Genomic DNA, 24033 nt, shown 5'->3' with positions numbered 1-24033 from the left:
CGTCAGGCGAGCTGGTGGGGCTTCGCGAACTGTCCGGGCGCGCGGCCCTTGCCGGCCGGGCCGCGGTAGGCCTGGGCTACCTCGAGCCACGCCTGCGCGTCGGCGCCGGTGGCGACGAGGTCGAGGTCGGCGTGGTGCCGGCGGCGGGTCGCGAGGAGGCACAGGTCGACGGCGGGGCCGGTGATCGTCTGGGTCGCGTCGTCCGGCCCGAACACCCACTGGGCGCCGGAGGGCGCGGTGACCTCGAAGCGGAACTGCCCGGCCGGCGGGGTCATGTCGTTGGACTGGTAGCCGAACTCCCAGGTGTGCACGACGAAGCCGACGACCCGCTTGAGGCGGTCGGTGTGCTGCCGCTGGACCCCGAGCCCGTCGGCGATGTCCTGGCCGTGGGCGAAGAGCTCGGTCATGCCGGCCGCGCACAGCACGGGGGCGGGGATGGGCCGGACGAGCCACGGCACGAGGGTGCCGTCGGCGACGCCGGCGAGCGCGGCGGTGCCGGCGTCACGCTCGGCCCGCCAGCGGGCGACCAGCGCCTCGCGGGGCAGCACGAGGTACTCCTCCAGCGCGGCGTTGACGGCCTTGTCGAAGGCGCCGAAGCCGGTGCCGATCCGCTGGGTCAGCGCGGTGAACGCCTCCGGGGTGCCGGCCGCCAGGCCCGCGATGCGGAAGACGAATGCGAGGTGGCCGACCTGGTGGGCCACGGTCCAGCCTTCGGCGGGAGTCGGCAGTGTCCACTGGGACTCGTCGAGGTCGGCGACCATGCGGTCGACGGCCTCGGCGTCGGCGGTGAGGTCGGCGATCACGTCCTGTGCGGTCACGGTTCAGCCTCCGGTCGAGTGGGTACGCGGGAGCGGGTCGGATGGACGAATCAAGCCTGCGGCGGGCGGGGCGCCGTGTCTTCTCCGCCTGTGCCGTGTGGCGACCGTGCCGTTCCACGGGCCGGTTCGCGGGCCTGCCAGCGCGCCTGCCGCCGCACCGCTGCTGGAGCCCCGCTGAAGTCTCGCTGGAGCGTCGCTGGACTCTGCGTATTCGCAGCCTGTGGGGCCTTTCGAGCGCCGCTTGCCGGACGTTGCCGGTGCCGATCCGGCAGTCATACGGTCACAGAACGCAGCACACGTTCGGTCGTTGCGAACCACCGCCGAATGGAGAGAGCCATGGACAGTGTTTCGGAACGGGCCGTCGGGCGAGCGATCGACGTGATGGTGGCCAATCTGGGCGAGCCACTCACGATCGACGACATGGCCGCGAGTGCGATGTTCAGCAAGTTCCACTTCACGCGGGTGTTCCAGCGCGTCACCGGGGTGTCCCCGGGCCGCTTCCTGTCGGCGCTGCGGCTGGAGGAGGCGAAGAAGCTCCTCGTGTCGACGCCGTGGACGGTCGCCGACATCAGCCACCGGGTCGGCTACAACAGCATCGGCACGTTCAGCTCACGCTTCAAGAGCAGCGTCGGGGTGTCGCCGACGGAGTACCGCCGCCTCGGCGGCCGGGACGTCCGCTCGCCGCGCTCCCCCTACGACCGCCCGGGCGGCGCCACCATCCACGGTCAGGTGATGCCGGCCGGCGACCGCGAGATCGGCGTCCTCTTCATCGGCCTGTTCCCGGACCGGATCCCGCAGGGCCGCCCGACGCGGTGCGCGACCCGGCGCGGCCCCGGCCGGTTCGTCATGGAGCACGTGCCCGCCGGCACCTGGCACATGATGGCCCACTCGGAGCCGGTGGGCGGGTCGCCGATGCTGGTCGGCATCGAGGGCCCGATCGTCGTGCACCACGACGGCGACCGGCTGCTGGCGAACCTGTGCCTGCGCCCCAGGTCGGTCTTCGACCCGCCGATCCTCACCGCCCCGCTCAACTCGCGGGCGCTGAACGTCCAGCACCTGCCGCTGAACGCCGATGTGGTCATGCCGGCGGCCGCATGAGGATGGCTTCCCCAATGCGCGCCCGTCCGGACCTCGATCCGCGACGGGCGCGCACGTCGCGCGGCCGGGTGGGCTCGACCCCCCGGCCGTGTGTCGTGCGCGCCCGTAAGGACACCGTCGAGAACAGCCGTGGACACGCACACGGCCGCCCCGCCGTGCGGCGTGGGGCGGCGGTCTGCGGGGTCGTGCCGGCGCGACGCTCAGCCGGCGAGGGTGGTCGGCTGCTGCCAGGCGGACGACGTGGTGAAGTTCGGGTCCTCGACCGCCGGGTCGCCGCGCAGGATCGCCCGCTGGAGGCGACGCAGCGGCGGCGAGGGGTCCACCCCCAGGTTGGCCACCGTCAGGGTCCGCACCCGCTGGTAGGCCTCCAGTGCCTGGCCCTGCCGGCCGGCCCGGTACAGGGCCAGCATGTAGAGGGAGTAGAAGTGCTCGTGCAGCGGGTAGCGCGCGCACAGCGTGGCCAGCTCGCCGATCAGCTGGTGGTGCCGGCCGAGCCGCAGGTCCGTCTCGATTCGCAGGTCCAGGTCGCTGAGGCGGATCTCCTCCAGGCGCGTCGTCTCGAGCCGCAGCTGCGAGCCGGCGGCGATGTCGGCGAACGCCTGCCCGCGCCACAGCCGCAGGGCGGCGGCGAGCTTGGCCGCGGCCTCCTGGTGGTCCTCGCGGTCGGCCGCCTCGTGCCCCTGCGCCGACAGCTCCAGGTAGCGGGTGGCGTCCACGTCGTCAGGCGCGACGTCCAGCACGTAGCCGCACCGGCGGGTGATGAGCACGTCGCGCGGCGAGCGGTGCCCGCCGGCTTCGAGGGCCTGCTGGATCTTTTTTCGCAGCTGGAGCACGTAGGTATGCAGCGTCGGTACCGCGCTGCGCGGCGGACAGCTGCCCCAGATCTCCTCCAGCAGCGTGGAGATGGTGACCACGTGCCCCGCGTTGAGGGCCAGCATGGCCAGTAACTGGCTGGGTTTGTTGGCCGTCGGCACCACGGAGGCGCCGGCGACCGAGACCTCCAGCGGACCGAGGACCTTGATGTCGACTCGCATGGCTACTTCTTCCCTCGTGTGGTGGTGCCGGGCATGACGGTCCTCTCATCCGACCGGCCGGCCGAGGCCGAGCCGGCGCGCGAGTTGGTGCAGCCGCCCCGCCAGCGGCAGGATCAGCAGGCCGGCGCTGAGCAGCTCGACGACGACGATCGCGTCGAGATGCGGCCGGCCACGGTGCAGGCCGGTGAGGACCTGGCCGAGATCGGCGTCCACCGGGCGGGCGTCGTGCCCGCCCGCCGCCGTGGCGCCGAGGTCGAGGTACATCTGCGGGTCCGGGACGCCCGTGAGCAGGCGGGCGTCGTCGACGAGGTGGACCTGGGCGCCGTCGGCGAAGCCGGCCGGCAGCTCGGTGCCTGCCGCGTTGACGACCAGGGCACCCTTGGCCAGGTGCGTGCCGGCCGGGGCGTCACCCACGTCCTCGGTGACGATCACCAGGTTGGCGCCGAACAGCGCCTGCCCGACGCTCGCCGTCGAGGTCAGCCTCGCACCGGCGAGCTCGAGCTGGTCGAGCACGCGCGGGTCGAGCGGGGCCGCCTCGGCGGTGCCGCCCGGCCAGACGGCGACGTGGCTGATGTCGGGCGCGTGCTGGGCGTTGGTCGCCAGCTGCACCTCGGCGGCGAGGCCGGAGCCGAGCACGCACGCGGTGATGAGGCCCGGGCCCAGCAGCTCCCGCACGGCCAGGGCGGTCAGCGCCGCCGCGCCGAGCAGGCGGAGCATCTCCGCCGGCATGAGGCTGCGGTCGCCGGTGCCGGACAGCTCGCACAGCACGAGCGTCTCGGTGACGTCGCCGGCGTCGGTACCGGCGTCCGCCGGCGTCCACGGCGTCAGGGTGCACCGGTAGGCGGCCGCGCCGGGACCACCGCGCGCGACGAGCTCCTCCGCCAGGATGTCCAGCGGGTTCATCATCGCGCCGGCGCGCCGCAGCTCCTCGCCGGTGAACAGGAGGATCGGATCAGCCATGTGCACCGCTTCTCATGCGTGCCGTGATTTTGCGCACCGAGCCTGCACGATTTCGCTTTCCGTCTGCCATCCATCCGCTATCACGGTCGAGAAGGCCATTGATTGTCGATAGATGCTTCACCGAATGCACGACCCGATGGACTCCTTCCCAGACGCCGACGGCGGCGCTGAAAAGAAATGAACATGGGGAGGAAATGTAATGTTCACGAATCGTAGGTTCATCGGCAGGCTCTTCCTCGCTGCGGCCACGGCGGTCGCACTGGTCAACACGATCGCGGCACCGGTGGCCACGGCCTTCGAGCCGTGGCACTGACGCGGCGGGCGGCATCTCCGTGGCGGCGCCGCACTCGCAGGTGACGGTCGGGCGACCACGCGCGACGACAGGTCCACGAAGGCGTCGACACGACGGCCGGACCCGATCCCCCGATCGGCCAGTGACCGCCCAGCGAACCCGGCACCCGCCACGAGCGGCCCGGCCGACCGAGATCATCGGCGGCCGGGCCGTTTCGGCGCGCCCGGACCTCGGCCGAACCGGCGATACCTCACTACACCGAACCGGCGAATCAGCCATCCACCGAACAGCCATACAGAATTCCACCGAAGGGACATCAAGTAGCGTATTACGCGGAACGCGCGGTCCGGATCGAAGATTGCCAGAACTCGCCCGCAAAATATGCTTCAATCGATGTAGGCGAATTGCATTTCGGATCGGCGCAAGCCGGGAAGATCTGCCCGTGGCGCCAGCATGCGATGCTGGAGCACCGCGACGGCCCCGGCCGTCGACCCCGACGAACGCGCACCAGGCCGCACAGAGCATATCGAACGGGGGGTCATGCCAGGTGGCACGGTTGCGAAGGTCGTCTTCATCGGCCGATCGGGAAACCGGATGAAGTTCAGGATCCTCGGCCCGCTGGAGCTGGTGTGCGGCGGTGACGTGGTGAACATCGGCGGCCCCCGCCTGCGGGTGGTGCTGGCGATGCTGGCGCTGAACGCCAACCGGGTGACACCTGTCAACTCCCTCATCGAGGCCGTCTGGGAGCAGGACGAGCCGACCACCGCCCGCGCGCAGATCCAGATCTGCATCTCGGCGCTGCGCAAACACGTCACCGGCGCCAACGGCACGGCGACGATCCGCACCCGCCCGGGCGGCTACATGCTGGAGATCCCCGACGCCGACCTGGACCGCACCGAGTTCGCCGTGCGGGTGCAGGAGGCCCGCAAGCACGCCGACGCCGGCCGGCTGGCGGAGGCCTCGACCGCGCTGCAGCAGGCGCTGGCGCTCTGGCGGGGCAATGCACTGTCCGATGTGGACAGCCCGCTGGTGCAGCGCGGCGCCGCCCAGCTGGAGGAGGACCGGCTCTCGGCGATCCAGGAGCTGGCCCGTCTCGACCTGGAGCTGGGCCGCCACCACGAGATCGGCGGCGCGCTCGCGACCCTGGTCGCCGAGCATCCGCTGCGTGAACGGCTCTACGAGCTGCTCATGCTCGCGCTGTACCGGTCCGGCCGGCAGGCCGAGGCCCTCGAGGTGAGCCGCCGCGCCCGGGCCACCCTCATCGACGAGCTCGGGATCGAGCCGGGCGCCGCCCTGCAGCACCTCGAGCGGGCCATCCTCAACCGCGACCCGGCGCTGGAGGCCCACGCCGGCGCCCCGCCCGCCGAGCAGAGCACCGCGCCGGCGGCACCCCGGCGCGTGGGACCCGAGCTCACCGTGCTGGTGCCCAACCAGCTGCCGCGCAGCATCGCCGACTTCACCGGGCGCGAGGCCGAGATCGCCGAGATCACCCGCATCCTCACCGACGCGCCCGGGCAGGGCGACGCGCGCTACGCCATGCCGATCGTGGCCCTCGCCGGGAAGGGCGGCGTCGGCAAGTCGTGCCTCGCGGTGCGGGTCGCCCACGAGCTCAGCGACCGCTTCCCCGACGGGCTGCTCTACGCCGACCTCCAGCACCCCGCCGACGAGGACCTGACCGGGGCGCTGCTGACCCGCTTCCTGCGGGCGCTCGGCGTGCCCGGCTCCGCGATCCCCGACGACGTCGAGGAGCGGGCCGAGCTGTACCGCAGCCGCCTCGCGCACCGCCGGGTGCTGGTCGTCCTCGACGACGTGTCCGCGGAGGAGCAGATGCAGCGACTGCTGCCCGGCAGCCCGACCTGCGCGGTGATCGCGACGAGCCGGATGCGCCTGTCCGGGCTGCCCGGCGCGCACCTCGTGGACGTCGACGTGTTCGACACCGCCAACTCGATGCGGATGCTCTCCAAGATCATAGGGCCGATCAGGGTCGAAGCCGAGGAGCAGTCGGCGCTCGCGCTGATCGACTTCTGCGACGGCCTGCCGCTGGCGCTGCGCATCGCCGGCGCCCGGCTGGCCTTCAAGCGGCACTGGCGGCTGGAGACGGTGGTCGCCCGGCTCGACGACGAGGCGCACCGCCTCGACGAGTTCAGCCACCGCGGGCTCGAGCTGCGCTCCACCATCGGGCTGACCTACCGCGTGCTCAGCCCGCGCTGCCAGCGGCTGTTCCGGCTGTTCGCGCTGATCGAGGCGCCCGACTTCCCCGGCTGGACCGCCGCGGCGCTGCTCGACAGCCCGCTGCGCGAGGCGGAGGACGTGCTGGAGCAGCTCGTCGACGCGCAGCTGCTGGACACCGTCGAGTACCCGGGCGAGCGGATCCGGTACCGCTTCCACACCCTCATCCGCGCCTACGCCCTGGAGAAGCTGGCCGAGCAGGAGCCGGCGCAGGAGCGCGACGACGCGCTGTGCCGGGTCCTCGGCGCCTGGCTCGGCCTCGCCGAGGACGCCTACCGCAAGGACCACGGCGGCGACTTCAATATCCTGCACGGCACCGCACCCCGCTGGCGGATCGAGGGCGTCGAGCTCGACATCATCGGCAGCCCCCTGGAGTGGTGGGAGACCGAGCGCCGCGCCCTGGTCGCCGCGGTGCGCCAGGCGGCCGCGACCGGGCTGGACGAGCTGTGCTGGGACATCGCGCTCACCTCGGCCGGCCTGTTCGAGGTGAAGGGCTACTTCAGCGACTGGCAGGAGACCACCGAGCTGGGCCTGGCCGCCGCCGAGCTGGCCGGCAACCGGATCGGCCGGGCCGCCATGCTGTACTCGCTGGGCTGCCTGCACATGGTGCAGAAGCGGCTCGCCGAGGCGAGGCACTGCTTCGACACCGCGCTGGGCATCTTCCGCGGCGGGAACCACGTGCACGGCTGCGCGCTGGTGCTGCGCGAGTCGGGCATCGTCGACCGGCACCAGGGCCGGTTCGCCGAGATGCTCGACAAGTTCCAGCAGGCGCGGCGGCTGCTGCAGCACGTCGGCGACGCCACCGGCGAGGCGCACGTGCTGCAGAGCCTCGCCGGCTACTGGGTCGAGGAGGGCGACACCGTGCAGGCGCACGAGCACCTGACCCGGGCGCTGGAGCTGTGCCTCACGGCCCGGCACCTGCGGGGCGAGGCGCAGGTGATGCACCGCTTCGCCGAGCTGTACCTGCGCACCGACCAGGTGGAGCTGGCCCGGCAGTCGCTGCACCGGGCCCTGCTCATCGTGCGTGACCTCGGCGACCGGATCGGCGAGTGCTACACGCTCTACGGGCTGGGCGTCGTGCGGCACCAGGAGGGCCGCCTCGACCAGGCGCAGACGACGCTGCAGCACGCGCTCTCCCTTGCTCGTGAACTGGGTGAGCGGATGGTCGAGGCCAAGGCGCTCTACGCACTCGGCGAGATCGTGCTCGCCAGGGGTGCCTACTCCGCCGCCGCCGCCCACCTGCTCGACGCCGCCCACCTGCTCGACGAGCTCGACTCGGCGATGTGGCACGGCAAGACACTCAGCCTCCTCGCCGAGGTGCACCGCAACCAGGGCGAGTTCGAGCTCGCCCAGGTCGAGATCGAGCAGGCCAAGGGGGTGCTCACCGACGTGACCTCCCGCGACGCCGCCTACCTGCTGGTGCAGCTGGAGACGACCCGGGCCGCCCTGGAGGCGGAGCAGATCACGCGCTGACCCGGCGCCGCCGCTGCTGCGGGGCGCCGGGCCGGCGGTGCGGATCAGGAAACCAGGTCCGGCTGCCGCGGTGTGCCCTGGCCGTCGGCCTGCGCGGGCACCGGGTCGGCGTCCTCGGGCACGTCGGCCTTGGCAGCCAGCTTCGAGGGCCACCAGAGGTGCCGCCCGGCGTCCAGGCTCAGCGCGGTGACGAGCACCGAGCGCACGATGAACGTGTCGAGCAGGACGCCCAGCGCCACCGCGAAGCCCATCTCGGCGAGGAAGACCAGCGGCAGGCTGGCCAGCACGCCGAAGGTCGCGGCGAGGACCAGGCCGGCGGAGGTGATCACGCCGCCGGTGACGGCCAGGCCGACCAGCGCGCCGCGCCGCGTCCCGATCCGCAGCGCCTCCTCCCGGACCCGGGTGACCAGGAAGATGTTGTAGTCGATGCCCAGCGCCACCAGGAAGACGAAGACGTACAGCGGGAAGCTGCTGTCGACGCCGTTGAAGCCGAACACGTGCTCGAAGACCAGCGTGCTGATGCCCAGCGCCGCCCCAAAGGACAGCACCACCGTCGCCATCAGCAGCAGCGGCGCGACGATCGACCGCAGCAGCACGCACAGGATGAGCAGCACCACCACGAGCACCAGCGGGATGATCAGCCGGTTGTCGTGCTTGGTGGCCCGGTCCATGTCCAGGCTCATCGCCGTCGGCCCGCCGACCTTCGCGTCGGCGCCGGCGACCGCGTGCACCGCCGCGCGCAGCCGCACGATCGTGTCGTCGGCGGCGGCGCTGCCCGGCTGGGCCTGCAGCGTGCCCTCGATCAGGGCGAGCCCGTTCTTGACCACCGGCTCGGTGACGTCCACGACGCCGGCCGTGCCGCTGATGCCCGCCTTCAGCGCCGCGGCGCTGTCGGCCTTGCCCACCACCACGACCGGCTCGCCGGAGCCCGCCGGGAAGTGCTTGGACAGGACCTTCATCGCGCTGATCGACGGCTGCTCCGTCACGAACGTGTCCTCGGCGGACAGGATCCTGACGTTGAGCTGGGTGAGGCCGAGCGCCATGACACCGAGCACGAGCGCGGTGCCGATCCAGACGGTGCGCGGGCGGCGGGCGATCCGCTCGCCGAGCCGGGCCCAGATGCCGTGCACGCTGGGCTCGGCCGAGCCGACCTGCGGCTTCTTCGGCCAGAACAGCCAGCGGCCGCAGATCACCAGCAGCGCCGGGAGCAGGGTCACCGCGACGAGCAGGCCGACGGCGATGCCGACCGCGGCGACCGGGCCGAGGCCGCTGGTGGAGTTCATGTCCGCGAACAGCAGGCACAGCATGCCGATCGCGACCGTGGCCGCGCTGGCCACGATGGCCGGTGCCGCGCGGCGCAGGGCGACGGCCATCGCGGCGTGCCGGTCCTCGTGCCGGCGCAGCGCCTCGCGGTACCGCGCGATGAGCAGCAACGCGTAGTCCGTGGTGGCACCGAAGACGAGCACGGTGAGGATCGAGGAGCTCTCACCGGTCGCGGTTACGCCGGCGTTCTTCGCCAGCAGGTAGATCACCGCCTCCGACGTGACGAGCGCGATCATCGCGCTGATCACCGGCAGCAGCCACAGCACCGGGCTGCGGTAGATGACCAGCAGCAGCACCACCACGACCAGGACGGTGGCGAACATCAGGGTGAAGTCGGCGCCCTCGAACGCACTCACGTTGTCGGCGGTGAAGGCGAGCGGCCCGGCGATGTGCACCGTGAGTCCGGTGTCGCCGGCGGACGCGATGGCCCGGATCGCCTTGACCCGGTCGAGCGCCTTCGCCGGGTCGTCGGTGGTGACCTTCACCGGCACCACGACCTGCAGCGCCTGGCCGTCCTTGGCCTCTACGGGCGGGGAGACCTCCCCCGCGATGCCGTCCACGCCGGCGAACTTCGCCACGTCGGCCTTGACCTTCTCCAGGTCGACGGGGGTCGTCCCGGACGGGCGCTCGTAGACGACGACCGCCGGTGCAACCTCGGTCGGCTGGAACTGCTTCTGCAGCTCGACGACCTGGGTCGACTCGGCGCTGCCGGGGAGCCACTGGGCGATGTCGTTCTTCTGCACGCCCGTGAGCTCACCCGACAGTGGCGACAGGCCCATGAACAGCACCAGCCACACGCCGAGCACGATCCACTTCGTCCGGCGCCCGCTGATGAGTCTCGCGACTCCAGCTACACGCTCCATGACTCCCCTCCCCCGGTCTGCACGACCTCGGTTGGCTTCCTTGGTTGGGTCCGGCACCGTACATCGGTACTAGTTCATTTCTAAAAGCCAGCTTGCTAGAAACAAGCATACGGCGTCAAGCGCATCACGCAGTACGATCGGGTGATGAGCAAGCGAGCGTATGGGCAGTTCTGCGGCATCTCACGCGCGCTCGAGCTGATCGGGGAACGCTGGACGTTGCTCATCGTCCGAGACCTCCTCGTCGGCCCGCGCCGCTACACCGACCTGCGGATCGGCCTGCCCGGCATCCCGACCAACGTCCTGTCCGACCGGCTCAAGGACCTTGAGCGCAACGATCTCGTCCGCCGCAGCCTGCAGGCCCGGCCCGGTGGCGCGGTCGTCTACGAGCTGACGGACTACGGCCGCCAGCTCGAGCCGGCCGTGCTCCAGCTGGGCAAGTGGGGGGCCGGCGCCCTCACCGACCCTGGGCCCGACGAGGTCGTCACGCCGGACTCACTGGTCATGGCCCTGCGCACGACGTTCGAGCCGACCGCCGCCGTGGGTGTGCACGCCGTCCTGGAGCTGCGCTTCGGCGAGGTCGTGGTGCACGCCCACATCGACGACGGGCGCCTCGAGGTGCACCCGGGCGGGCCCGACACGCCCGACCTCGTCATCGAGGCCGGGCCGGTCCTGCGGGCGGTGATGGCCGGCGAGGTCGCCGCCGACGACGCCGTCGCGGGTGGCGATGTCACTCTCACGGGTGACGAGACGCTGTTCGCGCGGTTCGCGGGGCTGTTCCCCATCAAGCCCCGCCCACCCGTCGCCGCGGCCTGACCGCCCGGCGGGCGGTGTGCCGGCGCGGTCTGGTCACGGCGGCCGGGCCGCGCGGCGCGGCCCGGCAGGCTGATTCCCATCAGGCCACATCCGCCCGCCGGCGCGGCCTGATGGTGGCGGGCACGCCGCGTGCGACGGCGCCCAGCAGCTCGACGACCGTCGCCGGGGACGGCTGGCGGGCGATCTCCGCGGCGACGGCGCGGGCCGCCGCCCCGTGCCGCCGGTCGCCGAGCAGCGCGGCGCAGGCCGCCACGGCGTCGGGCACGGTCAGCTCGTCGGGCAGGATGCAGGCACCGGCGCCGGAGCGGGCGACCGCCTCGGCGTTGTCGACCTGGTCGTCGAAGACCGGGATCACCAGCTGCGGGACGCCGGCCATGAACGCGGTCAACGCGGTGCCCTGCCCGCCGTGGTGCACGGCCAGGTCGCAGGTCTGCAGCACCTGCCACAGCGGCATCCGCCCGACCTGACGGGCGACCGCCGGAAGCGGCGGCCAGGTCGCGGCGACCGCGTCGTCGACGGCGACGACCACCTCCACGTCCAGCCGCCCGAGCCGCTCCAGCAGCGGCACCACGACGTCGGTGACGCCGTCGGCGCCGAGCCGCGGCAGCACCGTGCCGAGGGTCAGGCAGATCCGCGGCCGGCGCGGCGGCGCCCACAGCCACGACGGCACGCGCGCGGCGCCGTTGTACGGCACGCAGCAGATCCCGTGGTGGGACGCGGCATGCCGCAGGCGCAGGCTCGGCGGCCACGGGTTGAGCACCTCGCGCGGGGCGGGCAGCGCGGCCAGGCCGTGCCGTTCGAGACCCTCCGCGAGCTGCACCGCGGCCCCCGCCCGGTACTCCGCCAGCCGCGCGACCCCCCACTGCAGCTCGACCTGCGGCACCCCGCACACCGCGGCGGCGACCGGCCCCGCGAACTCGGCCCGCTCGCTGACGATCACGTCGGGCCGCCAGGCGCGGACGAGGTCCAGCATCCCGGGCAGCGCGGACGCCGCGATCCGCCCGAACGCGTGCCCGTTGGCGAGCCGCCGCTGTTGCAGGTCCTCGGGGATGCCCGCCGCCGTGGTCAGCTCGACGAAGTCGATCGCCGGGCCGCACGACGCGACCGGCAGCCCGGATCTCGTCACCTCGGGCAGGAAGTTGTCGGACGTCGCGACGAGGACCTCGTGCCCGAACGTGCGGCAGCTCCAGGCGAGCGGCACCAGCGGGAACAGGTGCCCGGAAAGAGCGACGGACGTGAACAGCACGCGCATACCGGTCAGCATCCCCGCGTGGCACGGCGCCGTCTTCTTCCATCGAGCCGTCGCACACCGTGCGTGTCCCTTCGCGCACGGCAGGAGATGCACCGCCACCGGGCGCGATGCGACGGTCGGAGCGTCCCGCAGCAGCTGTGCCTAGGAGGAGATGGTGACCACTTCCGAAGTCCCCGACCGCGAGGAGCTCGTCCGCCGGGCGGCCGCCCTCCGGCCGACCCTGCGCGCCCGCACGGGCTGGGCGGAGGAGCACCGCCGCCTGCACGACGAGACCATCGAGGCCCTCGCGGATGCCGGGCTGTTCAAGCTGCGCACGCCGAAGCGGTACGGCGGCTACGCGGCGGACGCCACGACCCTCGTCGACGTCGCCACCGAGCTCGGCCACGCCGACAGCTCGACCTCGTGGGTCACCGCGGTCTACTGGATCCCCACCTGGATGGCGGGGCTGTTCCCGCAGGCCGTCCAGGACGAGGTGTTCTCGACCCCGGACGTGCGCATCTGCGGGACGCTGAGCCCCAGCGCGCTGGCCCGCTCCGCCGACGGCGGCATCGTCGTCAACGGCAAGTGGGGCTTCATCAGCGGCGCGCACCACGCGCACTGGCAGGAGATCATCGCCATCCTGGCGCCGGAGAACGGTGAGCCGTACCCGGTGATGGCGCTCGTGCCGATGAGCGACCTGCTGGTCGTCGACGACTGGCACACGTCGGGGCTGCGCGGCACCGGCAGCGTCTCCACCGTCGCGCAGGAGCTGTTCATCCCGCAGGAGCGGGTCGTGCCGCTGCCGGCGGTGCTGCAGGGCTCCGCGGCCGGCGCCGGCGCCGGCGCCGAGGCCATGCACCAGGTGCCGCTGCTGCCGGTCGCCTCGGCGTCGTCGGTCGGCACCGTGCTGGGCATGACCCGCGCGGCGAAGGAGAGCTTCTTCAAGCGCCTGCCCAACCGGAAGATCACGTACACCGGCTACGACTCGCAGCGCGACGCGCCCCTCACCCACTTCCAGGTCGCCGAGGCCGCGACGAAGAGCGACCAGGCGGCGTTCCACGCCCACCGGCTCGCCACCACCGTCGACGGGAAGGCGGCCGCCGGCCTGCCCTGGAAGCTGGAGGAGCGGGCCCGCGCCCGGCACGACATGGGCACCGCCGTCCGCCTGGCGAAGGAGGCCGTCGACATCCTGGCGTCGGCCAGCGGCGGCTCGTCGGTGTACCAGGACGTGCCGATCCAGCGCATCGCGCACGACCTGCACACCATCAACCTGCACGCGCTGATGAACCCGAACACCAACGCCGAGCTGTACGGCCGGGTCCTGTGCGGCCTCGAACCCAACACGCTCTACATCTGAAGGGAGAACGGCATGACGAGCACCACCCAGAGCACCACCCAGGGCCCGGCCGCGGACCAGGTCGCCGTGGCCGGCCTCACCCAGCGTGTCATCGCCGCCTGGGCCTACGGTGACGGCGACGGCTTCGCCGACGTCTTCACCGAGGACGGCACGATGATCCTGCCCGGCATGTACCGCAAGGGCCGCGAGGAGATCCGCGCGTACCTCAAGGACGCGTTCGCCAACCAGTACAAGAACACCCAGGTCACCGGTAAGCCGATCGACATGCGGTTCCTCGGCGACAGCGTCGTGGTGCTCCAGACGCAGGGCGGCGTGCTCGCGGCCGGCGAGTCCGAGGTCTCCGACGACCAGGCGATCCGGGCCACCTGGCTGGCCGTCAAGCAGGACGGTGCGTGGCGCCTGGCCGCCTACCAGAACAGCCCGGCCTTCAAGAGCCTGCCCACCCCCGGTACGCAGGCCTGACGGACCTGCCGCGAGAAACCCCTCGACCCTCCTCGCGGCGGCGCGACGGCCGGATCCCTCCACGGGATCCGGCCGTCGTCGCGTCCGGCCCTGCAAGAAGCACGGGCAACACGGCAAGCCGCGCGGTGGCGGGAACCCCGCGCCAGCAAGAGATGCACGTGCAGCCAGAGAAGAAAGCGCAGCTGGAAGCGTGCGGCAGCAGGAGATGCACGTGCAGGAAAGCCGCACGCGCGGCCGGAAGCACGTGACAGCAAGGAGGGCCGGTCCGATCGGACCGGCCCTCCTCATGCGCGGGGCGTCACGGTGCGGCCGGCACCTCGACCGCCTGGCCCGTCTTGACCGCGGGCTCCGCCGCCGGCGGGGCCGGGTCGGGCTTGCGCCGGCCCAGCTTCGACAGCGGCTGCTCCAGCAGGTAGTAGCTGACGGCGGACACCGCGATAGTGCCCACGGTGGTCCACGTCAGCAGCCACCAGAAGTTCGCCGCGCCGTAGAGCTCCGGACCGAAGCCCGGCGTGTTGCCGAAGAGCGGCCCCTGCTTCAGCAGCAGCGAGACCACCACCATGTGCCACAGGTAGACGCCGTACGAGATCCGCCCCACGAACCGGATCGGCCGCGGGTTCAGGGTGATGTCCATCAGCCTCGAGCGCACCCCGGGGACCGTCAGCGGCGCCACGATCAGGCCCGCGAAGAGCAGCACCAGGGCGTGGATGACCAGCTCCTGGTTGAACGACGCCCAGTCGCCCATGCCGAGCTTGCCGAAGAACCGGTTCAGGTTCACCACGAAGACGACCAGCGCCAGCGCCCACAGCACGTTGGGGTGCTTGGCCACGAACGCGTAGCTGCGCGGGGTCTTGCCGCTCACCTGGTGGTACGCCGACACCGTCGCCAGCAGCATGCCGATGGCGAACGCGTCGTAGTAGCCGAACGGCCAGTACCAGAGGTTGTAGACGACCGCGGTGTCCAGCTGCGAGGGCACGTTGGTGTAGACCGTCCACGCGAAGCCGATCACCGCAAAGAGCGTCAGCGGCACCAGCATCCGCCGCCGCTTCGCCTCCAACGTCGCGGCCTTGCGCGCGTACCGGCCGATGAGCACGGCGATGCCCGGCAGGATCAGGTAGAACAGCATCTCCGCCGGCACCGTCCAGGTCGGCACGAGACCGGTGATCCACGGCGCGTTCGGCCAGTAGAAGTGCATCAGCAGGTAGGGCCGCGCCGCGTACCAGAACCCGTCGATCTTGTTGATGTCGAAGACGAGCAGTGCGAACGTGACCACCACCCAGTAGGCCGGGATCAGCCGCAGGAACCGCCGCCACCAGAAAGGCCGCGCCGGCGGGTGCTTGGTGCCGGCGAGCACGGCACGGGCGAAGGGCCGGTAGAGGAAGAACGCCGAGAGCACGAAGAACGGCGCCAGGCAGACGGACAGGCCGTCGGCGAGAACCGTCCAGATGCCGTGCGTCGGCAGGTCCAGGAAGCTGGTCAGTCCGGCGTAGAACGCGACATGGTAGACCACGACGCCGAGCGCCAGGTAGCCGCGTAAGCCCTCCAGCTTGTGGTCACGCTTGGTCTCGCCGGCGTTCTCGGTGCGCACGCCGGCGGCGATAGGTGCCGTCATTCTCGCTCCTCATCTGTTCATCGGCACAGCAGCGGAAATGCGGCCGGTTAATCGTCGAGAATCGCCGTCGCAACGCTCGGATATCCCCGCCGGTCACACCGGCGTCCAGTGGCGAAAGGGGCCGTGCGCGCCCCTTCCTCGCTTGCAGAATCTCACTCCAACGGATGACGGGACGTATTCAAGATTGCGCAGTTCGACCCGGCTGCCGCGCTCTCGGTGCGGCCGTCACGCGCATCGGACTATGCTGGCCGGGCCCGGAAATGCGGTCGATCATCGTCATGCCGCGAGGGCTACCGGAATCCGCGAACAGGGGAGATCCATGACTGAAACCAAGACCGAGACCAAGCAGGACGCCGCGCTGCGCCGGCTCGAGAAGCTCCTCGGCACCTGGGAGGTGAGCGGCGACGCGACCGGCACGGTGACCTACGAGTGGGGCCCGGGCGAGAAGTTCGTGCTGCAGCACGTCGACATCACGCTCAACGATCACCACATCGTCGGGCTGGAGGTCATCGGGCGGCTGCTCCCGTTCGGCGCGGAGGAGCCGAGTGAGGAGATCATGTCCCGCTTCTACGGCTCCGACGGCGAGACCTACGACTATGTCTACGAGGTGAGCGAGGACGGCAGCACGCTCACGATCTGGGGTGGGGTCCGCGACTCCCCCGCGTACTTCCAGGGGACCTTCGACAAGACCGGCACCAAGAACGAGGGTGCCTGGGTCTACCCGGGCGGCGGCGGTTACACGTCCAACATGACGAAGGTCAAGTAGGGCGCGGAAACCAGGGACGGGCCGGGTGCGCGCACCCGGCCCGTCGTCGTGTCCGTCTCAGGCGACGGCCGCGGCCTTGAACGAGCCGTAGTAGCCGGCGATCGCGTGGAACGACGCCTTCGGCTCGTACGTGTACGGCGACGCGGGGTCGGCGATGCGCTCCCGGATCGTCTTGACGATGCACAGGCTCGCCGTGTCCAGGTCCAGCCGCGGGTCGTCCGGCGAGTGCGGGTGCGTCGGGTGGATGAAGTCGGTGACCGACACCCCGCGGATGCCGGCCTCGTCGAAGATGCCGAACATCTTGGTGTGGAAGGCCGCCTGCGCCTCCTCGTCCCGCACGATCCCGTCGAGGATCTTCAGCTCGTCGAAGTCGCTGCGGTCCACCACGTCCCAGAAGAAGAACGCCTTCTCCTCCGCGCCGCGGTAGGTGGCGGTGCCGAAGCCGGCGATGTCGATCGGCTTGCCCCAGCTGCGGTACCGGTCGATCTCCGCCGCGTGCTGCTCCGGCGTCAGGTACCGCGGCTGGTAGTAGTACATGAGCCCGATCGCGTCGAACGGCGTCCAGTCGACCTGCTCGAAGGGCGCCGCCGAGTAGCTGATCTCGCCGTTGAAGACGCCGCGGGCCACCGTGGCCGCCTCGGAGAGGAAGGCGTTGAGCCGCGGCGCGGCGTCGGCGAGGTCGGCGGCGCTCTGCGGGCTCAGCAGGTAGTGGTCGTTGTCGGAGTAGATGTTCGCCATGCGCTGGTGGTAGTGCTCGCCGGGGGTGATGCCACCGGTGAAGATGGTGTGCGCGGCGCCGACGGTCAGCGCGACGCTCGCACCCTCCAGGCGCAGGGTCTCCGCGAGCCGGCCGACGTCGGCCAGGTGCGCCAGGATCTCCTCGCGCGGGTGGTCGACCAGCCGCGGGTCCAGCAGGACGTGCAGGCCGTGCCCGATCGCCGCCCGGGCCGCGGTCTCGAGGCGGCCGAGGTCGGTGCCGTAGACGGTGACCGCGTTCGCGTTGAGCGCTTGCGCGATCATCGCGATCTGGGCGCGGATCTCGTCGTCGCCGACGGTCCGCGACAGTTCCCCCTGCCCGGTCGCGAAGTTGGAGCCGACGTCGTAGGCGACGCCACGGTAGGTGAACATGTCTGCGTCCTCTCTGGGGTTGCGGGTCAGGGGTTCAGCTCGTTGCGGCGGGGGCCGGTCGAGGTGAGGCTCCAGCCGGCGGTGAGCTGCCGGGTGTTCGGGCCGGGCAGCAGCCGCTCACCGGGCGCGGACGGCAGCTGGGCGCTGCGCTGCTGGTCGGGGGTGAGGAAGACGTTGCGGGCCAGCTGGCTGCGCGGGATGTCGGTGTTGCGGGCGATGACGTCGCCCAGGCTCACCCGGTAGTCGATGCCGAAGAGGTTGCGCACCAGCGGCAGCAGCGGGTCGTTGGCGAAGAAGAACCGGTCGCCGTCGCGCAGCGCCTGGAACTGGTGCTTCCAGATCGCCAGCTGCAGCTCGCCGAACTCGGTGCCGGGCACGTGCTTCTCGGCGATCAGCCCGGTGAACGCGTCGACCTGGTCGACCGTGCCGTAGATCGCCTTGAGCCGCGCCGCCGTGGTGGTGCGCCGCACGCCGCGGACCGCGTTGTCGGCCTGGGCGGTCGTGGCGTGGCCGTTGATGTCGTACAGGGCGGTGTAGTCCATGATGTTCGGGTCGTTGATCTCGTTGCCGGCGGTGAGCAGCGGGTCGGCCGGAAACTCCTGCGTCGCCTCGCCCGTGATGGCGGTGAACGACGTCTTCGGCGGCAGCCCGTACGCGGCCCGCAGCTGGTTGTAGGTGCCCAGGCCGTGGTCGCGGCCGCGCTCGATGTCCACCGCGGCGAGGTCGTTGACGCCGGCGATGCAGGTCGGGCCGGACGGGTCCTCGGCGCAGCCGGGGTTGCCGGAGAAGTCGAACCTGCCGTTGCGCATCAGGTCGTTGATGATCTCGTCGTTCTTGTTCTGCGGGATCGAGCTCACCCCGCGCAGCACCGGGCCGAGCTGGAGCCGCTCGAGCAGGTCCGGGTTGAAGAACGTCTCCTCGCCGATCGGCACCGACAGCACGACCTGGTTGCCGGTCTTCTTGACGGTGACGCCGACGGAGGCGAAGTAGTCGAGGTCCGCCTGGCTCCACCGGCCGGGCTCGCCCTTCATCGTGTAGTGCGTGCCGATCATGCTGTGCGCGCGGTACCCGACGGTGGCGAACTCGTTGGTGACCCCGGCGTCGACGTCCGCCTTGTAGCCGCTGTAGGCGGGCAGCCGCACGCCGAGCGACGGCAGGAACTCCTGGTAGGTGATGTACTGCAGCTCGGCGATGAGCACCGCGCGGGCGACCTGGAACTTGTCCTGCTCCGACATCCACGACGGCAGCTTCGACACGATCCGGTTGTGCTCGCGGTTGAACAGCGTGTGGGTGGCCAGCAGCCCCGGGTTCTCGTTGGCGCGCTGGTCACCGGCGACCGCGACGACCTCCGGGGTGGCGAACAGCGACCCGACGACCATCGGCGGCGCCGTCTCCCAGTTGCCGCGGCTGGCGGCGCGGGGCAGGTAGCCGCCCGGCATGAGCAGGCGCGCCCCGTTGTTGGCCGGGTTGCCGTCGACGGTGCCCTCGCGCATCCAGTCCAGGCGGGCGTCGGCGTTGCTGTAGACGGTCGCCGCGTCGATGTAGGAGCTGATCGCGTTGATCTGCTCGCGCGGCACCGTGACGCCGGTGCCCTCCTCGGCGATGGAGCGCTCGAAGAACAGGAACCCGAGGTCGTTGCGGGACGACTCCAGCGGGTCGGCGTTGTTGAACGGGATGTTCGCCTCCTCGCCGGACGGACCGGTCTGGCGCCGGCCGACCCGCTGGGCGATGGTGTGGTCCAGGAACTGGCCCCAGACGAAGCCCCACTGGCTGACCCCGCGCTCCGAGTACAGCTGCTGCGAGCCGCCGTTGATGACGCGGTTGCTGATGTACCGCGTGTTCGGGCCGCCCTGCGCCTGGTTGACCCCGTCGGCGTAGTGGTGGTCGCCGACCCGCGGGTAGATGGTGTTCGTCCGTCCCCACTCGGGGTGCGACCGGTTGTTGGTCCCGCCGTCGAGGCCCTGCGCCTCGACGATGCCGAAGATGCCGCCGCCGGGCGCGGCGGCCTCGGCCGACGCGCCGGTGCCCATGACGCTCGCGGTCACGAACGCGAGGACCAACGCACCTCCTCGGCGGATCCGCTGCCCGCGGGCGCGACTGGACTGAACCATGGCTCTCCCCTCTCAGATGCACGGTTGGCGCCCGGCACCACGGTCCACATCGGACCCTCACCGCTGAGGACCGCTTCGGCGTGCCGGCGTCCGGACGTACCCGAGTCTTCACTGCATCAACGGGCATCGAGTTCTTGTCACGTGCGGCCTCGCCCGCTTGGACCGGCGCTCCAGAGCCGCTCGATCCGCGGTCGATCCCTTACCTGACGCCGCGGATGGGGCGCACGAGCACGGCCGAGCCGACGCCGACGACGGCGGCCAGCCAGAACAGCGTCGAGTAGCCGCCGAGGTGCAGGATCACCGGGCCGGACAGCGCCGGGGCGAGCAGCCCGGCGAGCGTGACTGCCAGGTTGATCAGGCCCATGTCCTTGCCCCGCCCGGCCGCCTCCGGCAGCACCTCGGTGACCAGCGCCTGGTCGACCGACATGTAGACGCCGAAGCCGAGGCCGAGCAGCACCGCGGCGATCAGCGCCGCCGTCCAGGTCAGCGACACGGCCAGGGTGGCGCACGCGGCCGCCTGGAGCGCGGCGCTGACGATCGTCAGGTTCTTGCGCCGCAGCCGACGGTCCGAGATCCGCCCCATCGGCACGCTGGCGAGCGACGCGACGATGACGTACACGGTGTTGAGCAGCAGGACACCGACGGCGGGGTCGGCGTAGTGGATCTCGTCCTGCAGGAAGAAGTACAGATAACCGGAGAACAGCCCGTTGGCGAGGAAGAACAGGAAGCGCCCGCTCATCGCCCACCAGAAGTCGGGGTGCTGCCGCGGGCTGACCCACAGCGAGCCGGTGAGCGCCCGCCACGTGAACGGCGCCCGCTGCGCGCGCGGCAGCGCCGTGCCCCGGGTGAACAGCGCGAAGGGCAGCACGCCCAGCACCATCAGCACGCCCATCGTCACGTAGCCGGCGGTGACGCCGGTGACCGCCACCGCGACCAGCGAGATGCACACCAGCAGGCCCAGCGAGCCGCCGACGCCGCCGCCCCAGGCCGACACGGTCGCCCGCTGCCGGACCGGCACGTCGTCGGGCACGACCGCGACGAGGCTCGTGCTGAGCACCGCGATCGCCACGCCCGCGGCGACGGCCGTCAGCAGGTAGCCGGCGACCGTGGTCTGGAACGCCTGCACGGCGAAGACCGCGCCGGTGCCCAGGGCGCCGGCCAGGATCCACGGGTGCCGGCGGCCGGAGCGGGCCGTGGTGCGGTCCGACAGCGCCCCGAACAGCGGGCTGAGGAGCAGGGCGACGAGCCCCGTCAGCACTCCCGCGAGGGCGAACATGCCGACCTTGCCGGCCGGGTCGACCCGCTCGGCCAGCTGCGGGCCGACGACCGAGGCAGCGCCGTACACGAGGCCGGACAGCATGAAGTTGGCCAGTGACCACAGCAGGATCCACCGTCCGGTGACGCGACGGGTCGGCTCCTCCAGCGCGGGGACGGCGGCAACGCCGGTCTGTTCCGAGGCCGCTTCGGAGATGGTCATCGTCGATCTCCTTTCATAGACGCACACCAGGGCGAGCCCGGGACCCTCCGTCACCGCTGCACCGCTCACACCGCACTGTCGCCGCAGCGGGGGCAGCCCGCATCTCCCGCCGTGCCGACCCACGACGGCCCCGGCGGCACGCATTTCAGGAGATGCGGCCCGCCGCGCGGCGGTGTGACGCTACTTGGACAAAATTGCCCGGCGATTGCAGGAGGTGACCCGCTGTGGCCGATCATGTCGGAGGCCGTGCCGTGGTGCTGGGCGGAGGCATGGGCGGGCTGCTCACCGCCCGCGTCCTGGCCGAGTCGTTCAGTCAGGTGTCCATTGTGGACCGTGACGCGCTCGTGGGCGTGGACCGGCCGCGCCGCGGCGTGCCCCACGCGCGGCACGCACACGCACTGCTGGCCCGTGGGCAGCAGATCCTGGAGGAGCTGTTCCCGGGGCTGCGCCAGGAACTGATCGACGCGGGCATCCCGGCCGGCGACATCGCCGGCAACCTTCGCTGGTACTTCAACGGGCGCCGGCTCGCCCCGGGCAGCGCCGACCTGCTGAGCGTGTCGGCGACCCGGCCGCAGCTGGAGGCGCACGTCCGGGCGCGGGTCGCCGAGCTGTCCAATGTGGACTTCATGGAGCGCTTCTCCATCAACGGGCTCGTCACCGGCGCCGGCGGCCGCGTCACCGGGGTGCGGGTGCAGAGCGACGACTTCGGCATCGCGGCGACGCTCGACGCCGACCTCGTCGTGGACAGCACCGGCCGCGGCTCGCGGACCCCGGCGTGGCTGGAGGAGCTCGGCTACGGGCGGCCGGCCGAGGACAAGGTCAAGGTGGACCTGGCGTACACCACCCGGCACTTCCGCCTGAAGAACGACCCCTACGGCACCGACCTGTCCATCAACCCGGTCGCCAGCCCGGCGAACCCGCGTGGCGCGTTCTTCCCGAAGCTGGCCGACGGCTCGTCACAGCTGTCGCTCACCGGCATCCTCGGCGACCACCCGCCGACCGATCCCGAGGGCTTCATGGCGTTCGCCAAGACCCTCGCCGCGCCGGAGATCTACGAGGCGATCCAGGACGCCGAGCCGCTCGACGACCCGGTGACGTTCAAGTTCCCCGCCAGCGTCCGGCGCCGGTACGAGCTGATGCGCGCCTTCCCCGCCGGCCTGCTCGTGCTCGGCGACGCCGTGTGCAGCTTCAACCCCGTCTACGGGCAGGGCATGACGGTCGCCGCGCTGGAGGCGTGGACGCTGCGCAACATGCTCGCGCACGGCTCGGTGCCCGACGCGCGCCGCTTCTTCCGCGAGATCGCCAAGGTCGTCGACGCGTCCTGGACCATCTCGGCCGGCGCGGACCTGGGCTTCCCCGGCGTCGAGGGCGAGCGCACCTTCCAGACCCGGATGGGCAACGCGTACATGGCCCGGCTGCACGCCGCGGCCGTCAACGACCCCACCGTCACCGCCGCGTTCTTCCGGGTCGCCGGCCTCGTCGACCCGCCCACCGCGCTCATGCGCCCCGCCATGATGCGCCGCGTCCTGGGCGCGCCCAGGCCCGCCCGCGCCGCCTGACGCTCCCGCCTAGCCCCATGAAGGAGTTTCCGATGCGAGTCCTGTTCACCCCGTACCCCTCGGTCGCGCACCTGCTGCCGATCGTGCCGCTGGCATGGGCGTTCCAAAGCGCCGGGCACGAGGTCCGGGTGGCGTCGCATGCCGGCTTCATGCCGCAGATCGCGGCGACCGGACTGACCCCCGTGCCGCTCGGCGACCCGGACTCGCACGAGGCCCGGCTGCGCGACGACGCACGCCGGCCGGCCGAGGCCGCCGAGGTGCTGCGCTACGCCGACGTCATGGGCCTGGACGCCGTCGAGCGCGAACACTGGATCACCTTCTACCAGTACCTGCTCAACCCGATCGCCGACTACGTGCGCACCGACCTGCCGGAGTGCGCCGACCTGGTCGCCTTCGCCCGCGCGTGGAAGCCCGACCTGGTGCTGTGGGACGAGCTGTTCTACGCCGGCCCGGTGGCGGCGGCCGCCAGCGGCGCCGCGCACGCCCGCTTCATGCTCGGCCCGGACGAGATCGCGTGGAGCGTCGACCGGCTGGAGGAGCACGCCGCGGAGCTCGTGGCGGCCGGCCTGTCGGCCAACCCGCTCGCCGACGTCATGCGCCCGATCGCCGAGATCTACGGTCTCGAGGTCGACCGGGAGCTGATGCTGGGCCAGTGGACGCTCGACCCGATGCCGGAGCGCTTCGGGCCGCCGACCACCGAGAAGGTCGTGCGGATGCGGTACGAGCCCTACAGCGGCGCGCAGACCGTGCCGGCGTGGCTGAACGAGCCGCCGCGCCGCCCGCGGGTCGCGCTGACCCTCGGCGAGTCGACGCGCCGCTTCGTCCCCGGCGACTGGGACCGCACCCCGAAGATCCTCGAGGCGGTCGCCGGCCTGGACATCGAGGTCATCGCCACCCTCAACTCCCTACAGCTGCAGGGCCTGGAGTCCATCCCGGACAACGTCGTGGTGGTCGACTGGCTGCCGCTGACCCAGCTCCTGCCGACCTGCTCGGCGATCATCCACCACGGCGGCATGGGCACCTTCGCGGCCAGCCGCGCCTTCCGGGTGCCGCAGCTCGTCTGCGACACCGAGGAGTCCGTGCTCATGCGGCAGGAGAAGGTCGAGGCGCCCACGTACACGATCGGCCGGGAGTTCGGCGTGCGCGAGGAGACCGAGGTCGAGACGACCCAGTGGATCGTGCCGGCGAAGAAGCTGGAGGCGACCTGGACGTCGGAGTACGTCATCACCAACCACGCCGGGGCCCGGCTCAACCACCGCACGCTGACGGTCGAGGAGATCGGCAAGCTGATCCTCCAGGTCGCCGGCGAGGGCGTCTACCAGGACGGCGCCAACGACATCTACGAGACCTGGCTCGCCACCCCCGCGCCCGCGCAGGTCGTCAAGATCTTCGAGGGCCTCGTCTCCTTCCGAAAGGGCCGGTGAGCG

The 24033-nt window shown here is 71.6% G+C and carries 17 protein-coding genes; 8 read left to right on the top strand and 9 right to left on the bottom strand.

Annotated elements, in window-relative coordinates:
- Positions 1 to 2 precede the first annotated feature (2 nt).
- A complete protein-coding gene (locus ABZ321_RS52190; RefSeq protein WP_344508626.1) occupies positions 3 to 818 on the bottom strand; it encodes a TIGR03084 family metal-binding protein in 816 nt (271 codons plus the stop codon).
- Positions 819 to 1154: 336 nt separating this feature from the next.
- Here ABZ321_RS52190 and ABZ321_RS52185 point away from each other — a divergent pair, with 336 nt between their 5' ends.
- Positions 1155 to 1916 carry an AraC family transcriptional regulator gene (locus ABZ321_RS52185; protein ID WP_344508628.1) on the top strand — a complete coding sequence of 254 codons (762 nt, stop codon included), beginning with the start codon at positions 1155 to 1157 and terminating at the stop codon, positions 1914 to 1916.
- A 200-nt stretch (positions 1917 to 2116) separates the two neighbouring features.
- Here ABZ321_RS52185 and ABZ321_RS52180 read toward each other — a convergent pair whose 3' ends face one another.
- Complete coding sequence (locus ABZ321_RS52180) at positions 2117 to 2950, bottom strand: AfsR/SARP family transcriptional regulator (protein WP_344508630.1); 834 nt, start codon at positions 2948 to 2950, stop codon at positions 2117 to 2119.
- Positions 2951 to 2995: 45 nt separating this feature from the next.
- Positions 2996 to 3910 carry a hypothetical protein gene (locus tag ABZ321_RS52175; RefSeq protein ID WP_344508632.1) on the bottom strand — a complete coding sequence of 305 codons (915 nt, stop codon included), beginning with the start codon at positions 3908 to 3910 and terminating at the stop codon, positions 2996 to 2998.
- Between the two features lie 886 nt (positions 3911 to 4796).
- Between ABZ321_RS52175 and ABZ321_RS52170 the strand changes: the two genes are divergently transcribed.
- Entirely contained in the window at positions 4797 to 7904 is a 3108-nt protein-coding gene (locus ABZ321_RS52170) for a BTAD domain-containing putative transcriptional regulator (RefSeq protein WP_354903862.1), read from the top strand.
- Positions 7905 to 7948: 44 nt separating this feature from the next.
- Here the strand turns inward: ABZ321_RS52170 and ABZ321_RS52165 are convergent, their stop codons facing one another.
- Positions 7949 to 10090, bottom strand: a complete 2142-nt coding sequence (locus ABZ321_RS52165) for an MMPL family transporter (RefSeq protein ID WP_344508636.1) — start codon at positions 10088 to 10090, stop codon at positions 7949 to 7951.
- A 144-nt stretch (positions 10091 to 10234) separates the two neighbouring features.
- Between ABZ321_RS52165 and ABZ321_RS52160 the strand changes: the two genes are divergently transcribed.
- Positions 10235 to 10903, top strand: coding sequence for a winged helix-turn-helix transcriptional regulator (locus ABZ321_RS52160; RefSeq protein ID WP_354903860.1), 669 nt, complete (start codon positions 10235 to 10237; stop codon positions 10901 to 10903).
- Positions 10904 to 10982: 79 nt separating this feature from the next.
- Here ABZ321_RS52160 and ABZ321_RS52155 read toward each other — a convergent pair whose 3' ends face one another.
- Positions 10983 to 12155: a nucleotide disphospho-sugar-binding domain-containing protein gene (locus ABZ321_RS52155; RefSeq protein ID WP_344508640.1), complete on the bottom strand. Its 1173-nt coding sequence runs from the start codon at positions 12153 to 12155 to the stop codon at positions 10983 to 10985.
- A 151-nt stretch (positions 12156 to 12306) separates the two neighbouring features.
- Between ABZ321_RS52155 and ABZ321_RS52150 the strand changes: the two genes are divergently transcribed.
- Both ABZ321_RS52150 and ABZ321_RS52145 read left to right on the top strand, forming a co-directional pair.
- On the top strand, positions 12307 to 13491 hold the full coding sequence (locus tag ABZ321_RS52150; RefSeq protein ID WP_344508641.1) for an acyl-CoA dehydrogenase family protein: 1185 nt from the start codon (positions 12307 to 12309) through the stop codon (positions 13489 to 13491).
- 12 nt (positions 13492 to 13503) lie between these two features.
- On the top strand, positions 13504 to 13953 hold the full coding sequence (locus tag ABZ321_RS52145) for an SgcJ/EcaC family oxidoreductase (RefSeq protein ID WP_344508643.1): 450 nt from the start codon (positions 13504 to 13506) through the stop codon (positions 13951 to 13953).
- 298 nt (positions 13954 to 14251) lie between these two features.
- Here the strand turns inward: ABZ321_RS52145 and ABZ321_RS52140 are convergent, their stop codons facing one another.
- Positions 14252 to 15565: an acyltransferase gene (locus ABZ321_RS52140; protein WP_344508645.1), complete on the bottom strand. Its 1314-nt coding sequence runs from the start codon at positions 15563 to 15565 to the stop codon at positions 14252 to 14254.
- A gap of 319 nt (positions 15566 to 15884) precedes the next feature.
- Here ABZ321_RS52140 and ABZ321_RS52135 point away from each other — a divergent pair, with 319 nt between their 5' ends.
- A complete protein-coding gene (locus ABZ321_RS52135) occupies positions 15885 to 16331 on the top strand; it encodes a hypothetical protein (protein ID WP_344508647.1) in 447 nt (148 codons plus the stop codon).
- 57 nt (positions 16332 to 16388) lie between these two features.
- Here the strand turns inward: ABZ321_RS52135 and ABZ321_RS52130 are convergent, their stop codons facing one another.
- From ABZ321_RS52130 to ABZ321_RS52120, 3 genes are all read right to left on the bottom strand, one after another.
- On the bottom strand, positions 16389 to 17459 hold the full coding sequence (locus ABZ321_RS52130) for an abortive infection protein (RefSeq protein WP_344508649.1): 1071 nt from the start codon (positions 17457 to 17459) through the stop codon (positions 16389 to 16391).
- Between the two features lie 26 nt (positions 17460 to 17485).
- Positions 17486 to 19519 (bottom strand): peroxidase family protein, encoded by a 2034-nt coding sequence (locus tag ABZ321_RS52125; protein ID WP_354903856.1) that lies wholly within the window; start codon positions 19517 to 19519, stop codon positions 17486 to 17488.
- A gap of 250 nt (positions 19520 to 19769) precedes the next feature.
- A complete protein-coding gene (locus ABZ321_RS52120; protein WP_344508653.1) occupies positions 19770 to 21047 on the bottom strand; it encodes an MFS transporter in 1278 nt (425 codons plus the stop codon).
- 269 nt (positions 21048 to 21316) lie between these two features.
- On the opposite strand from ABZ321_RS52120, the gene ABZ321_RS52115 reads away from it, so the two are divergent.
- A complete protein-coding gene (locus ABZ321_RS52115) occupies positions 21317 to 22606 on the top strand; it encodes an FAD-binding monooxygenase (RefSeq protein WP_344508943.1) in 1290 nt (429 codons plus the stop codon).
- A 32-nt stretch (positions 22607 to 22638) separates the two neighbouring features.
- Complete coding sequence (locus tag ABZ321_RS52110) at positions 22639 to 24030, top strand: nucleotide disphospho-sugar-binding domain-containing protein (RefSeq protein WP_344508655.1); 1392 nt, start codon at positions 22639 to 22641, stop codon at positions 24028 to 24030.
- The last annotated feature ends 3 nt before the right edge of the window (positions 24031 to 24033 follow it).

The sequence above is a fragment of the Dactylosporangium sp. NPDC006015 genome (genome assembly GCF_040614215.1).
GTDB lineage: Bacteria > Actinomycetota > Actinomycetes > Mycobacteriales > Micromonosporaceae > Dactylosporangium > Dactylosporangium maewongense.
Note: the sequence above shows the minus strand (reverse complement) of the source record. Positions and strands in the feature narration are given on the sequence as shown.

Coding starts and splice junctions, on each gene's coding strand:
- ABZ321_RS52185 (WP_344508628.1), top strand. CDS start 1,155: ATGGACAGTGTTTCGGAACGGGCCGTCGGGCGAGCGATCGACGTGATG.
- ABZ321_RS52180 (WP_344508630.1), bottom strand. CDS start 2,950: ATGCGAGTCGACATCAAGGTCCTCGGTCCGCTGGAGGTCTCGGTCGCC.
- ABZ321_RS52175 (WP_344508632.1), bottom strand. CDS start 3,910: ATGGCTGATCCGATCCTCCTGTTCACCGGCGAGGAGCTGCGGCGCGCC.
- ABZ321_RS52170 (WP_354903862.1), top strand. CDS start 4,797: ATGAAGTTCAGGATCCTCGGCCCGCTGGAGCTGGTGTGCGGCGGTGAC.
- ABZ321_RS52165 (WP_344508636.1), bottom strand. CDS start 10,090: ATGGAGCGTGTAGCTGGAGTCGCGAGACTCATCAGCGGGCGCCGGACG.
- ABZ321_RS52160 (WP_354903860.1), top strand. CDS start 10,235: ATGAGCAAGCGAGCGTATGGGCAGTTCTGCGGCATCTCACGCGCGCTC.
- ABZ321_RS52155 (WP_344508640.1), bottom strand. CDS start 12,155: ATGCGCGTGCTGTTCACGTCCGTCGCTCTTTCCGGGCACCTGTTCCCG.
- ABZ321_RS52150 (WP_344508641.1), top strand. CDS start 12,307: ATGGTGACCACTTCCGAAGTCCCCGACCGCGAGGAGCTCGTCCGCCGG.
- ABZ321_RS52145 (WP_344508643.1), top strand. CDS start 13,504: ATGACGAGCACCACCCAGAGCACCACCCAGGGCCCGGCCGCGGACCAG.
- ABZ321_RS52140 (WP_344508645.1), bottom strand. CDS start 15,565: ATGACGGCACCTATCGCCGCCGGCGTGCGCACCGAGAACGCCGGCGAG.
- ABZ321_RS52135 (WP_344508647.1), top strand. CDS start 15,885: ATGACTGAAACCAAGACCGAGACCAAGCAGGACGCCGCGCTGCGCCGG.
- ABZ321_RS52130 (WP_344508649.1), bottom strand. CDS start 17,459: ATGTTCACCTACCGTGGCGTCGCCTACGACGTCGGCTCCAACTTCGCG.
- ABZ321_RS52120 (WP_344508653.1), bottom strand. CDS start 21,047: ATGACCATCTCCGAAGCGGCCTCGGAACAGACCGGCGTTGCCGCCGTC.
- ABZ321_RS52115 (WP_344508943.1), top strand. CDS start 21,317: ATGGGCGGGCTGCTCACCGCCCGCGTCCTGGCCGAGTCGTTCAGTCAG.
- ABZ321_RS52110 (WP_344508655.1), top strand. CDS start 22,639: ATGCGAGTCCTGTTCACCCCGTACCCCTCGGTCGCGCACCTGCTGCCG.